General features: G+C 41.0%; 8 protein-coding genes and 1 tRNA gene. 7 read left to right on the top strand and 2 right to left on the bottom strand.

The window, feature by feature from the left end:
* Window positions 1-104: 104 nt before the first annotated feature.
* From BGP15_RS03945 to radA, 3 genes are all read left to right on the top strand, one after another.
* Window positions 105-1,829 carry a serine hydrolase domain-containing protein gene (locus BGP15_RS03945; RefSeq protein ID WP_286768775.1) on the top strand — a complete coding sequence of 575 codons (1,725 nt, stop codon included), beginning with the start codon at window positions 105-107 and terminating at the stop codon, window positions 1,827-1,829.
* Complete coding sequence (locus BGP15_RS03940) at window positions 1,826-2,986, top strand: dipeptidase (RefSeq protein ID WP_286768774.1); 1,161 nt, start codon at window positions 1,826-1,828, stop codon at window positions 2,984-2,986. Before BGP15_RS03945 ends, BGP15_RS03940 begins: the two co-directional genes overlap by 4 nt.
* 237 nt (window positions 2,987-3,223) lie before the next feature.
* Window positions 3,224-4,609 carry a DNA repair protein RadA gene (gene radA, locus BGP15_RS03935; RefSeq protein WP_286768773.1) on the top strand — a complete coding sequence of 462 codons (1,386 nt, stop codon included), beginning with the start codon at window positions 3,224-3,226 and terminating at the stop codon, window positions 4,607-4,609.
* 76 nt (window positions 4,610-4,685) lie between these two features.
* Here the strand turns inward: radA and BGP15_RS03930 are convergent, their stop codons facing one another.
* Window positions 4,686-5,369, bottom strand: a complete 684-nt coding sequence (locus BGP15_RS03930; protein WP_286754157.1) for a peroxiredoxin family protein — start codon at window positions 5,367-5,369, stop codon at window positions 4,686-4,688.
* A 72-nt stretch (window positions 5,370-5,441) separates the two neighbouring features.
* On the opposite strand from BGP15_RS03930, the gene BGP15_RS03925 reads away from it, so the two are divergent.
* From BGP15_RS03925 to BGP15_RS03915, 3 genes are all read left to right on the top strand, one after another.
* Complete coding sequence (locus tag BGP15_RS03925) at window positions 5,442-6,590, top strand: methionine aminotransferase (RefSeq protein WP_286768772.1); 1,149 nt, start codon at window positions 5,442-5,444, stop codon at window positions 6,588-6,590.
* A gap of 141 nt (window positions 6,591-6,731) precedes the next feature.
* Window positions 6,732-8,660, top strand: a complete 1,929-nt coding sequence (nagB, locus tag BGP15_RS03920) for a glucosamine-6-phosphate deaminase (protein WP_046672626.1) — start codon at window positions 6,732-6,734, stop codon at window positions 8,658-8,660.
* 143 nt (window positions 8,661-8,803) lie between these two features.
* Complete coding sequence (locus tag BGP15_RS03915) at window positions 8,804-11,293, top strand: TonB-dependent receptor (RefSeq protein ID WP_083295814.1); 2,490 nt, start codon at window positions 8,804-8,806, stop codon at window positions 11,291-11,293.
* A gap of 187 nt (window positions 11,294-11,480) precedes the next feature.
* On the opposite strand, the gene BGP15_RS03910 is transcribed toward BGP15_RS03915, so the two are convergent.
* Complete coding sequence (locus tag BGP15_RS03910; protein ID WP_286768771.1) at window positions 11,481-13,997, bottom strand: family 20 glycosylhydrolase; 2,517 nt, start codon at window positions 13,995-13,997, stop codon at window positions 11,481-11,483.
* Window positions 13,998-14,137: 140 nt separating this feature from the next.
* Between BGP15_RS03910 and BGP15_RS03905 the strand changes: the two genes are divergently transcribed.
* Window positions 14,138-14,209: transfer RNA gene (locus tag BGP15_RS03905), tRNA-Glu, on the top strand.
* Window positions 14,210-14,235 lie beyond the last annotated feature (26 nt).

Raw genomic sequence — 14,235 nt, 5'->3', positions numbered from 1 at the left:
AATAGGTATAAGTAACAAAATTGATTTTTTTTCGTACTAACCTATTCCTTCGTTATATAATTCGTATTTTTATTTGATAGAACCTAAAAAACGATAAAAGCAGAATGAAAAAACGATTTTTTGGGGCATTATTTGCAGGTTTGTTCTGTATTAGCCCCCTGTTTGCTCAATATAAGTCTACGATTAAAAACGAAACGATACTGTTTAATAACCTTGATCAGTTGCTGCCTTTAAAAAATCTGGATCAACTTCGTATCGCAGTTGTTGTTCCTAACGCGGCAAAATATAGGATGTTTACAGACCAACTGGCTCGTTATGCAAACACCAAAGTTTTTGATTTTAATAAATTTGATGAGGACATCAAATATTATAATACCGTTATTGTGGCGGGAAAGGAAGATGATTTAGATGCCGATTGTCTAACACAGTTGAAGCAGGCTGTATTAAACAATAAAAAAGTTATCCTTTGCCATTTTTTTGAAAATGACAAAAACAAAAAGAGCCTATCTGAGCATCCACAATCTGATTTGATCGAATTGCTTGCTCCTTTTTCAGAAATTGGACAGCAGCAGATGGCAATGTCTATCTTTGGTGGGATTTCTATTACCGTCGGTAACGTCAAAACCACACAGACAAGAATACAATATGGCGCTGCCTCAAGTTCTAATCTGAACCTGACTAAATTGACGAAGAAAATTGATGCCATTGCACAAGAAGCCATCGATAAGCAGGCAACTCCAGGAGCTGTAGTCATGATCGTGAAAGACGGACAAGTGCTCTTGGAGAAATCTTACGGATTTCACACGTATGCGAAAGCTATTTCCACGAGAACAACTGATATTTTTGATCTCGCATCTGTCAGTAAGATTGCCGGAACTACTCCTGTCATTATGCGTCTTACCGAGCGGAATATTATTAATTTGGATAGTACCATGGGACACTACCTGTGGCAGGCAAAGTATACCAATAAAAAGGATATCAAGCTTCGTTCCGTCATGTTACATGAAGCGGGGTTTACACCTTTTATTCCCTTTTATAAATATCTGAAGGGGGGCGATGTTGTGTCGGCCGCCGACGATAATCATCAGGTGAAAATGGCCGATAACAGCTATATCCTCAACAATTATTACCGCGATATCATGTGGCCAGAGATGCTAAAATCACCGGTAAAACCAACGGGAAATTATGTGTATAGTGATATCAGCATGTATGTTATGAAAGAAGTTGCAGAACATCAGACTGCTGAGCCCATGCAAGATTATGTGCAGGAAAACTTTTATAGACCATTGGGGATGACCCGTGCGGGCTACCTTCCCCGCGAGCGTTTTGCAAAAGATGAAATCGTTCCTACCGAGCAGGATACCTCCTTTCGAAAAACATTGTTAGAAGGCTATGTACACGATCAGGGTGCGGCAATGGCTGGCGGTATTGCTGGGCATGCCGGATTATTTGCTACCGCAAATGATTTGGCAATCTATGGTCAGTTGCTATTGAATAGAGGCGAGTATGGAGGTGAGCGTTACTTTAAAACAGAAACAATCGATTTATTTACCTCCAAGCAATCGGCAAGCAGTCGGCGGGGATTAGGTTTTGACCGCTGGGATCCGAATCCGAAAAATGAATATCCATCTAAGTTAGCGAATAGCACTGTATTCGGACATACGGGCTATACAGGAACATGTATTTGGATCGATCCGCAAAATCAGTTGATTTATATCTTTTTATCCAATCGTGTACATCCTCAGGTGAGTACCAGACTTTTGGATCTGAATATCAGGAGCAGGATTCAGGACGCGATTTATGAAACGATCAATGAAAGTCAAAAATGATAAAAAGCCTCTTATTACTTGGACTAGCAATGACAACACTCAGCAATGTTGGATATAGTCAAGGCTATAAACAGATACACCAAGATTTGGTGGTCGTCGACGGACACAATGATGTGATTTATGAGTCCATTTTCCAGGGAAAAGATATCGGCCAGCGAATAAGTACGGGAGCGACAGATTTGCCTCGACTGCGGGAAGGCGGTGTAGATGTGCAGGTCTTTGCTGTGTGGTCCGATGACGCTAAGTGGAAATCCGGAGCATTTAAGCATGCCAATGACCAGATCGATGCATTAGAAAAGATGATTGCAGCAAATGCCGATAAAATAAGTTTGGCAAAATCTTCAGGTGACATCGATGCGATCTTAAAAACAGGTAAAATAGTTGCGTTGATCGGTGTGGAAGGTGGAAATATGATTGAAGGAAGTGTTGACCATCTGGTCCGGCTTCATGAGCGCGGCGCCAAATACCTCACTTTGACCTGGAACTACAATTTGCCTTGGGCAAGCTGTGCCGCGATGGAATCGGGAGATATGCGTTCCAAAGATAAGGGGTTGACAGCGCAAGGGCGAGCAATTATCCGCAAAATGAACGAATTGGGGATGATGATTGATCTGTCTCATGGAGGAGAGCAGACTTTCTATGACGTGCTGTCGATAACGACCAAACCGATCTTGGTTTCGCATAGCAACGCCTATGGATTATGTCCACATTTCCGTAATCTGAAAGATGAACAATTAGAGGCGCTGAAAAAAAATGGGGGCGTTGTTGGTGTGAATTTTTATTCAGGTTTTTTGGATCCTGCCTATGAAACAAGGCTTAAGGGGTTGTATACAAGTAAATTTGGTGATACCGGGGATACAAAAATGAGTACCTGGGCCATGTATGAAAAGTTGCCAAAGGAACTTCAACAGCAAGCCGATGCTCCACTGTCGAAATTATTGGATCATATTGACTACTTGGTCAAAAAAGTGGGTATAGACCATGTTGCTGTAGGCTCGGATTTCGATGGCATAGAATCCTCACCCCAAGGTCTAGAAGATGTTTCTAAATTTCCGTTACTGACCAAAGCGCTGTTGGAAAGAGGATATACAAAGACGGATGTTGCGAAGATTATGGGACAAAATTTCTTGCGGATCTTAAAAGAAAATGAAGGATAAACACGTCGGCTTTTTTAAGGCTTTTCAGTGGGGTTCAAGTATACATGCAGTATTGTTGAGGTATTGTTAAAGCAGTGATGTAGTATATACCGTAATAATACAGCGTATGAATTTAACCCTTATCGAAGCATTATTAGCGAAGGGCTAACCAGTCCTTGCGTAATGTCTTGGGGAACATATAATGCGTGCGACGATGATATTGCGCTTTTAACAGCTATAAATTTGTAATTTCGTAGTATGGCAAAATCAAAATCTGCATACTTCTGTCAAAACTGTGGCTACGAGTCTCCCAAATGGATGGGGCAATGCCCTTCTTGTAAACAATGGAATAGTTTTGTTGAGGAAGTCGTCGAAAAGGCGAGTTCAAAAGTGCCTGAATGGCGTAGTTCTACTACAGGAGGAAGCACAAAGAAAGCGAATAAAGCTGCGATCATCCACGAAATTGTCTATCAGGATGAATTACGGATATTGACTCCTGATCAGGAGTTTAACCGGGTTCTTGGCGGCGGTATTGTTCCAGGGTCATTGGTCCTTATTGGAGGCGAACCGGGTATTGGGAAGTCGACGTTGATGTTACAGCTCGCTTTATCGATTCCACAAGTGAAGACCCTTTATATTTCTGGGGAAGAAAGCGAACAGCAAATTAAGATGCGGGCAGAACGATTGTCACAATCATCCAAAGCAAATTGTTATATTCTTACCGAGACATCTACTCAAAATATTTTCAAACAGATCGAGACGGTACAGCCCAATGTCATAGTCATAGATTCTATACAGACTTTACATTCCTCACAAATTGAATCGGCGCCAGGATCGGTTTCTCAGGTACGCGAATGTACCGCAGAGTTGCTTCGGTTTGCAAAGGAAACGAGTACACCAGTTTTTATTGTAGGGCATATTACCAAGGATGGGTCTATTGCAGGTCCCAAGGTTTTAGAACATATGGTGGATACGGTGCTTCAATTCGAAGGTGATCGCCACCATGTCTACCGAATTTTACGGGCCGTCAAAAATCGCTTTGGATCGGCTTCAGAACTCGGGATTTATGAAATGCAGGGGTCGGGACTGCGGGAAGTGTCGAATCCTTCGGAGATTATGATTTCCCAACGCGATGAACCTGTAAGTGGGGTTTCCATTGCGGCGATGCTCGAAGGAATGCGTCCTATGATGATTGAAGTGCAGGCGCTGGTGAGTAATACGGCATTTGGAAATGCACAGCGCTCTTCCACAGGTTACGACACGAAGCGATTAAATATGCTGTTGGCTGTTTTAGAGAAACGCTTTGGTTTTAGGTTAAGCGCACAGGATGTATTTTTGAATATTGCCGGTGGGTTGCGTGTTGAAGATCCTGCGATCGATTTGGCTGTCGTTGTTGCAATTATTTCTTCACAACAGGATATCGCGATTCGCTCCAATCTGACTTTCGCAGGTGAGATTGGTTTATCTGGCGAGATCAGAGCTGTAAACCGTATAGAACAACGGATACAGGAGGCTGAGAAGCTGGGCTTTGATGGTATCTTTATCTCTAAATTCAACACCAAAGGATTGGACGCTAAAAAATATAATATTGCCATCCGTCCGGTTGCCAAATTGGAGGACATCTTCAGTGCCTTGTTTGGCTAGCGGATTAAAAGAGGAGTATACAAATAAAAAGACCATGCTTTCTTAAAGCATGGTCTTTTTATGTATTGCCTATCGTTCACTTTTTCAATACTTCTTTCAATTTTGCACGTAAAGCATCACCATGTAAGTTCTTCGCGACAATTTTCCCGTTGGGATCGATCAGAACATTCTGCGGGATAGATTTTACGCCGTATAAGGTTCCGACATCATTTTGCCAACGTTTAAGATCCGAAACATGACGCCAGTGCAATTTATCTGCATGGATGGCTTTGATCCAAGAATTGCGATCCTTATCAAAGGATATACCCAATATTTCGAAGTTTTCACCTTTAAATTGTTGGTATGTTTTGACAAGATCCGGGCTTTCGACACGGCAATCGGGGCACCAAGATGCCCAAAAATCAAGAAGCACATATTTTCCTTTAAAGTCCGAAAGCTTTACAGGGTTTCCAGTGGTGTCATTTTGCGTAAACGCTGGCGCTGTTTTTCCAATTTGAACCGTTTCCAAGGTATTTAAATAGTCTTGGAACTCTTTCCCTTCACTTGAATTCTTGACATTTTTACTCAACGTATTATAAAGCGCTTGAAGCTCGGCATAAACCGGGTCATATCCGCCAACTCTACGCAAGTCAACTAATGTCGAAATAGAATCCGGAGCAGCCTTAACGCGGGCAATATACTCCTCTTTGGTAAGTTCCTTTTTTTGTGCCGAACCAATGAATGGCAGAATTAAAAAAAGTAGTGTGATGTATTTTATCATGTTATTATTCTTATATATATTTACAAATATAGGAAAATCCACTAATTTAGTAGATTAATAAAATGTCAAAAAATGAACTTTAACCTAACTTCTAAACTTCCACATGTCGGTACGACGATCTTTACCAAAATGACGATGCTTGCGAATGAGCAGCACGCTTTAAATCTGTCGCAAGGTTTTCCTGACTTTGAGACCGATCCGAAGTTGGTGGAATTGGTTTCTAAGGCAATGGAAACGGGACATAACCAATACGCGCCAATGATCGGAGCACAGACATTACGTGATACGATCTCCAAAAAATACCGGGAAGTGTATAACGTGGCGGTCGATGCAACGGCGGAGCTTACTGTGACATCAGGTGGTACCCAAGCAATTTTTACAGCTATTGCCGCAGTCGTTAGACCGCAAGATGAGGTTATTATTTTTGAACCGGCATACGATTGTTATGCGCCGACTATCGAATTGTTTGGCGGTAAAGTTGTTCCCGTGCGATTAATGGCACCTGATTTTCAGATTGACTGGGGTTACGTCGCTACGTTAATTAATTCCAGAACTCGTTTAATCATCATTAATAATCCGAATAATCCAACAGGCAAAGTGCTGGGTAAAGAAGAGTTAATTAAACTTGGGGACTTGTTGGCAGGTACCAACGCACTCTTATTGAGTGATGAAGTGTACGAGCATATCGTTTTCGATGGTGTCTCGCCCCAATCGGTATTGGAAATACCCTCCTTACGCGAGCGAAGTTTTGTTGTTGCTTCCTTTGGAAAGCTATTGCATACTACGGGTTGGAAGATAGGTTATTGCATTGCTCCGCCACAATTAACGCAGGAATTTAGAAAAGTGCATCAATTCAATGTATTTAGCGTAAATACACCCATGCAATTCGCTATCGCGGAATATTTGGAGGATATAAGCTATGTCAAAGGTCTATCGGAATTTTTTGAGCGAAAAAGAAACCTATTGAAAGACGGATTAAAGGGATCCCGGTTTAAGATTCTTCCCTGCGAGGGAACTTATTTCCTTAATATCGAGTACAGTGCTATCAGTCAGGAGAAGGAATTTGAATTTGCTTGCTCGTTAACCAGGGAGCACAAAATTGCAACCATCCCACTTTCAGCGTTCTATAAAGAAGCTACAAATCAACAAGTTTTGCGGGTTTGTTTTGCTAAAAAGGATGAAACGCTATTAAAAGCTGTCGAGATTCTGAATAAGGTATAGCTGTATTATTGAGGTAAAAGAATAGCTAAAAGGTTTTATTTAAAATATCGCTAAGAAAGAACCACTTTATTAAAATTTTACTTCAACTTGAGGTACTAATTTTATAAATTTGTAATTCACGTTTATCAACATACCCATAAAATGGCTAGATTAAATTTATTGGAAGAAACACGCTTCGAAAAAGTCCCTGTGAGCGTCTATCCAGATCAAAATTCAGCTTCGAAAAACGTTGCAAATCGTATTGCTGAAATTATTCGTGCAAAGCAAGAGAAAGGTGAGAAAGCTGTTCTGGGCCTTGCTACCGGTGCCACTCCGGTAAAAGTCTATCAAGAATTGATTCGTTTGCATAAAGAAGAAGGTTTAAGCTTTAAGAACGTGATTACCTTCAATCTTGACGAATACTACCCTATGCAACCTGATGCCGATCAGAGTTATGTGACCTTTATGAACAAAAACCTGTTCGATCACGTAGATATTGATGCGGCTAATGTAAATATTCCAGATGGTACCTTAGCTCCTGACCAAGTAAATGCATTCTGTGAGGCTTACGAACAGAAGATTACAGCAGCAGGAGGTTTAGATATTCAATTATTAGGTATTGGTCGTACCGGCCATATCGGTTTCAATGAGCCAGGTTCTGCACCTAACTCAGGTACACGTGTCGTAACGTTGGACGATTTGACTCGTCGCGATGCTTCCCGTGCTTTTGGTGGAAAAGAGAATGTACCAACAAAAGCGATTACCATGGGCGTAGGTACAATTTTCAAAGCGAGAGAAATTATTTTAATGGCTTGGACCGAGACAAAGGCCGAGATCATTAAAAAAGCAGTTGAAGGTGAAATCTCCGCAGAGATACCTGCAACTTATCTTCAGTTATCGGACAACGTTGAATTTATCCTTGATGAAGCGGCAGCTTCATTATTGACACGTTTTGATCTTCCTTGGTTGGCAGAAGATGTTACCTGGACACCTTCGTTAATTAAAAAAGCAGTCGTTTGGTTGGCTTTAGAGATCAAAAAACCAATCCTGAAACTTACCGACGAGGATTATAATGCGCACGGGATGGCCAAGTTGGTTACAGAGACCGGTCCAGCATATAATATTAACATCCGTATATTTAACGAACTTCAACATACGATCACGGGATGGCCAGGGGGTAAACCCAATGTTGACGATTCACAACGTCCTGAGCGTGCCAATCCAGCGAAGAAAAATGTGATTGTATTTTCTCCACACCCTGATGATGATGTCATCTCAATGGGCGGTACATTTATTCGCCTGGCAGATCAAGGACACAATGTGCATGTTGCTTACCAAACTTGTGGTAATACAGCTGTTTGGGATGATGATGTGGTACGTTATCTGGAGTTTGCTGAAGATCTTGCAAAACAAATTGGGGCAGAGGCAGAAGCTTCTCAGATCGGCCGCATTTATGATGAGGAAAGAGCAATTTTTGCAACAAAAAAACCAAATCAGATCGATACTGAACTTGTCCGTAAAATCAAAGCATTAATCCGTAAGGGTGAGGCGATCGCAGGAGCTCGTTTGGTTGGTTTGCCAGATGAGAATATCCATTTCCAAGATCTACCGTTCTATGATAGACAGAAGTTTTCAAAAAATGTATCTTTTGAAGATGATATTCAACAAACAATGGAATTGTTGCGCCACGTAAAACCACATCAGGTATTTGCTGCGGGTGACTTTGCAGATCCACACGGTACACATAAAGTATGTTTCGACATTCTGTTTGAAGCACTAAACAGATTGAGTAAAACGGATGAGTGGACAAAAGATTGTTGGTTATGGTTATACCGTGGAGCATGGCATGAATATCCTATCCACGAGATCCAAATGGCCGTTCCTTTATCACCACAAGAAGTTTATCGCAAACGTTTAGCCATCTTTAAACACCAGTCTCAAAAAGATTTGCCTGTATTCCCTGGAGATGATCCACGTGAATTCTGGGTGCGTGCTGAAGATCGTACAAGCGAAACCGCAGCTTTATATGACCAATTAGGTTTGGCAAACTATGAAGCGATCGAAGCGTTCGTAAGATGGAAATTTGACTAAACTAATTGTCTAAATAAATAAAAAAGTCCTGAGCCTGAGTTGGTTCAGGACTTTTTTGTTTTTAATCATTCTAAATAGCTTATTTTTTATACCTTTGCTTTGTTATTTAGAATAATTAAAAATAATTACCCAAAATTATTAACATGGACAAACACTTACTAGCTCTTGCTTCTACATTTTTAATCGGAGGTGCAGTATATGGTCAAACCTCGGGAATCGTCAAAGGTAAAGTCGTCGATACACAAAATAATCCCTTAAGTTCAGTAACCGTTTCAATCGGAGATAAAAAAGTACGTACCGATCATAGAGGTCATTTTAGACTGCATGGCATCGACCAAAATACGGTGATTAAATTCACCTACATGGGCTACCAAACAACCGTTATCGATTATGTTTTTAGCACGAAAAGCCCTGAAGTGATTATTGATCCCATTACGCTAGTGAGCAATGAGCAGGCCATTGATGAGGTAGAAGTGTTTGGTGAACGTAACAAAAAGCCAAAAGGCTTGGAGATGATTACACGTATGCCATTAAAACCTTCGGATCAAATTCAGAGTATTTCTGTCATTTCCAATAAGGTAATTCAAGATCAGGGTATTCTTACTTTGACGGATGCTGTAAGAAATATTCCCGGTGTAACCTTGTTTGGTTCTTATGGGGGTGTTAAAGAATCTTTGTCAACCCGTGGGTTCAGAGGGGTACCTGTATTGAAGAATGGCGTGCGGATGGACTCCCAATTTCAGACTGCATCTGGAGTTGTTGATATGCAAGGTGTGGAGTCTATTCAAATGATTAAAGGGTCTGCTGCCGTTACACAGGGTGTTATTACCGATATTGGTAATGCCGGTGGTGTAATTAATGTGGTCACTAAAACCCCTAATTTCACGAATTCCGGTGAGGTGGGTGTTCGTGCAGGAAGTTGGGGACAATTCCGCCCAACCTTTGATTTCCAAACGGTACTGGATAAGAAACAGACTGTTGCTTTTCGAATGGATGGCGCTTATGAACGCAGTGATAGCTACCGTAAAAGTGTATCCTCTAACCGTGTTTATTTAAATCCATCGTTAGCTTGGAAACCAACGGATAAGACAACAATTACTTTGGAGGGTGATTATTTTAATGATAATCGCACGCCGGTTAATTCCGCTGTCAATTTAAATCCTTCACAGGGGGTGAATGCGCTATATGTTATCCCGAACAATAAGTTTTTGGGCTTCAATTCCGATAATAATAATACAGAGATGAAGAGCTTTATGGCGCAGATCAATCATGAACTGACTGATCGTTGGAGCATCCGAGCCTCTATTGCAACGTCATCTTATCAGGTTGATAACCAATCATCATCTTCCTCATTGATTAAAGATGATGCAAAACAATATAATACCTTCTCGCGCTCAATGAGTAAGAGCCTGCGCGATGACAAAAATAAAACTTTCCAGTTTGACTTGATCGGAAAAGACCTTTATACGGGTAAAGTAAAACATTTGGTTCAGGCAGGGGTGGACTATCGTATTGCTGATGCGACAACAACTTCTTTTGCCGGAAAATTAAGTCCACTGGAGAAAAATGTTCTTTTGAAAAAAGCCGATCAAAATAGCAATGTAATTGATATTATTGATATCCATGGTGATTGGGTGAATGATCTTTCGGAAGTGGTATACGTCGATTCGTTGGGTAACCAGCGGAAAGGAAAGCAAATTGTCTATACAGCAGGAACTCCTGTACGAAGTTATTATTCTTCTATAGGGTTTATGGGGCAAGACGTTATTGAATTTAACAAATACATTAAGGCTGTATTAGGTTTACGTTATTCCGAAATTACAACAAAAGATTTTACATCAAACGGTAATAAAAGGGAGTCGGCTTGGAATCCAATGGCGGGAGTGATTGTTACGCCATTTGAGAATTTCAACGTATTTGGATCTTATACAAACTCAACGAATTTAAGAAATGCGGCAAATCCTTTAACAGATGGTACAGCGGCAGGTGCTTCTAAAACCGAACAATTTGAGGGTGGAATTAAATCCGATTGGCTGAATAATCGATTACGTTTCAATTTAACCTATTTCCATATTTATACCTCAAACTTGACGAATGCGGAGTATACACCAGGCACGAATGTCGCCACAGGATTATACTTTAAGGCCGGGGATTTGGTGCGCGACGGTATTGAGGCAGAGTTGAACGGTCGTGTATTGGAAAATTTGACTGTGATGTTGGGCTATGCGTATTTAGACGCACGTTATAAAAATTCACCATCTTATATGGATGGATCGGCACCGATGAATGCGCCAAAACATACGGCAAATGCATGGATACAATATGTATTTAATCAAGGAGCTCTTCGGAACCTGAGCTTAAGTGCCGGAGTTTATTATGTTGGAGACCGACCTGTCAATGAATATAGCTTAACCCCAAATGGGCACGGCGAATATTATGGTACAGAACCTTTCAATATGCCAGCATATACCACATTAAATGCGCAGGTGGGATACAAATGGCGCAAATTTGATGCGAAAGTCTTCGTAAATAATATCACCAATGAGATCGGATTGAATTCATACTTCCGCGGTGGTTTTATTAATCAGATTGATCCAAGAAATGCTGCGGTTGCATTGAGTTATAAGTTTTAAAGATATAAGTCTATATAAACAGAAGGGCTGTCCAAAGAAGTTGGACAGCCCTATTTTTATGCTATTTTCTTTTATCAGCTTAAGTATCCTTTCATCTAGTGGACGCTGGATCGACTGATGTTATTTTAGGCAGCTTTTTTTTGCGTTATCGACACCAATAGCGTTCACCATGATGAATCCCGATGAATTAATAGCTGATTACATCACCTGACCGTCCTTTGGCATCGAATACTTTAAATAAGTATTTTTTTCCGTTCTGGAAAGGTATCGGACCGTTAACCACTTTTGATTTCAATGTTGGCGTACTTCCATTATCGCTATAATAGACTTTGAAACCGGGATAATCGGTGTTGATAAGGAGTTGGCTGCCCTCTTTCTTGATCCCAATTTTTGGAAGTCGATAGGTATAGCCCCCATTTACCCTATCCAGTTTTCTCAATTCATCCTCACCTAATTTTTTGATAAAGGCGGTATACGATTTGCGATAAGTGGTCTCGTCAAAAGAATTTCCTTTTTCCCAGGTTTGTTCGGGCGCCCACGCGCGATCAGCAATCGCTATCAAACGTGGGAATATCATTTCCTCAAGACGTTGGTCAGTGGATACCTTTTCTGCCCATAAAGCACCTTTAATACCAAGGAGATTTTTCTTCCCTTCGGCTGTAAGCTGTTCTTTATTGGTGTAAGCCTCTGGTTTAAGATCTTTTCCAGTATCATCCTTGCGTAGATTGATGAAGAAATTTTCAGGAGAGAACGAATAGGTTCTATTCAGATTAACCGTGCCTACCCAGCTGTGTCCTGGATCTGCAAAGTCACGGTCCCAAGACATATCGAGGTAGTTGTTTGCCGCACTCGTGTAAACAACTTTATAACCAGCATTTGCCAATCGATAAGCGAGGTCTTCCTGTCCTTGGCCAGGGAGATTGTTCCATACATTCAAATGGATGCCGGATTTTCCCAGATCGGCATTTACAACCATGCCTTTTCCTTTATTGCGCATACCCATTTCTTCCCATCCCGACATCGTCAATCCTTTTTCTTGAACAAGGGTATTAATTTTGGCAATATACAGTGGCCATACATCGAGTACATTGGCGATATTATTCTCCTTCATAAAGGCCAATACCTTGGGCGATTTCTCCCAAACGCCACTTGGCGTCTCGTCACCTCCCAAATCGATAATTTTCAACGGAACTCCAGCTTGATCATGTATTGCTTTGATTTCATCGATCATCTTGCTCAGGAAGTGATAGGTTGAAGGTAGGGCAGGGTTCATGACATTGTCATTCCAGTTTTGTGCAGAGTTGTAAACGGACTTGTCCTCAGCATCGTCCAGCAAGAACTCCTCTGCCTTCTGTTTATCGCCAAGTTTTGAATAATGCGCAAAACGCGCCCGCATTGCTTTAATCGCTGCACGCGCATGACCAGGAGTTTCTACTTCGGGTATGACATCGATATGTCTTGCCTGTGCATATTTTAAAATTTCAATATAGTCAGCAACACTGTAGAATTGATGCGATTTGGTGGTCGCTCCAGAACCATAAGCAGACTGTATCGCTTTTCCATCCTCAAAATTAGCCGAACGATTGGCTCCGATAGCCGTTAATTCAGGTAGCGAAGGAATTTCCAATCGCCAACCTTCGTCGTCAATGAAGTGGAAATGGAATTTGTTCAACTTGTAAGAAGCCATGAGATCCAATATTCTTAAAACCTCGGCTTTGCTATGGAAATTACGGGCAGCATCCAGCATAAATCCACGGTAGCCATAACGTGGACTATCTTCAATGTTACCGTATGGCAAAGCGATTGATTTTGTGGCTTTATTCCATTGATTGTGATTGATCAACGATTTTAACGACTGTATGGCATAAAATGCACCCGCTTTATCAGAAGCCTCTATTTGTATACCTTTAGCACCAATCGTCAAGTGATAGGATTCGGGCTTTAAGTTGTTTGTTTTGACAATTTCAATGCCGCCTTGTGGACTGGATGAAGCTGCTAGCTTAATACCTGAATATGCTGAAAAAAAGTTTGTCAGAAAGTCCGATTCGCTCGCAAAATCCTTATCGACAAAAAGTTTTGTACCTGTCGATAGATTGAATTTCTCGTTAGTATTGATGCTGATATTACTTGGTAAAGGGATGACATGTTGTGCTGCTGTCCCCTCCACAAGCTTATTTTGGTCGTATTTATAAGCAAAGTAATCTGTTTTTTCAGCGTCCGACTGGGGAGCGATTTTAACAGCAGAATAATCCGAAATATTTGTTGCAAGCCCTGTCTTATTATTTTTTAGGTATAGACCAATTGGCCCATCCGTATAATTGACCAGTCCGGTTGTGATAAAATCGATGTGGACCGTATCTTGCGCATTTAATGAAAAGTTATTTTTCTTAAAGCTAACCTGAAAGAGATCTCCGTTTCGGTGGTCTATCGCAAAACGTTTGTCGACCTTATCGGGGTCGATAGATCGGATAAAATTAAACCAAAGGCTCCAGTCGTTGAGTTGAACAGCACTTTTTCCCTTGTTTTTTAAAATTAGGGTGGATACCGGATTTTTACGGATATTCTCTCCGTCTTTGACCTTCCAGGTGAGTTGCAGTTGATCTGCGATTGCACTCGATTTCTGAGCATAGGCTTCCTGGCTTAACAAAGCCAAGCCTAGTCCGGCATAGAGGAGCGGTTTTTTGATTTTTTTTAAATTAGTCATGTTGGTTACTTTTTCAATGACTCTAAATATAGCTATTCTAGAGAGGTTTATAATCTATTTCAAAAAAAATGAATAAAAAAAAGATAAAAATTTTGACACATTTATAAATATTTCTATATTTGCACACCGAAAGAGAAAACGGCCCGTTCGTCTAGGGGTTAGGACGCAAGATTTTCATTCTTGAAACAGGGGTTCGATTCCCCTACGGGCTACAGATCGAAAGATTAAAAACTTAAAA

It is taken from the genome of Sphingobacterium sp. 40-24 (assembly GCF_001899705.1).
In the GTDB taxonomy this organism is placed as follows: domain Bacteria; phylum Bacteroidota; class Bacteroidia; order Sphingobacteriales; family Sphingobacteriaceae; genus Sphingobacterium; species Sphingobacterium multivorum.
This window is presented reverse-complemented; position numbering and strand designations above follow the sequence as displayed.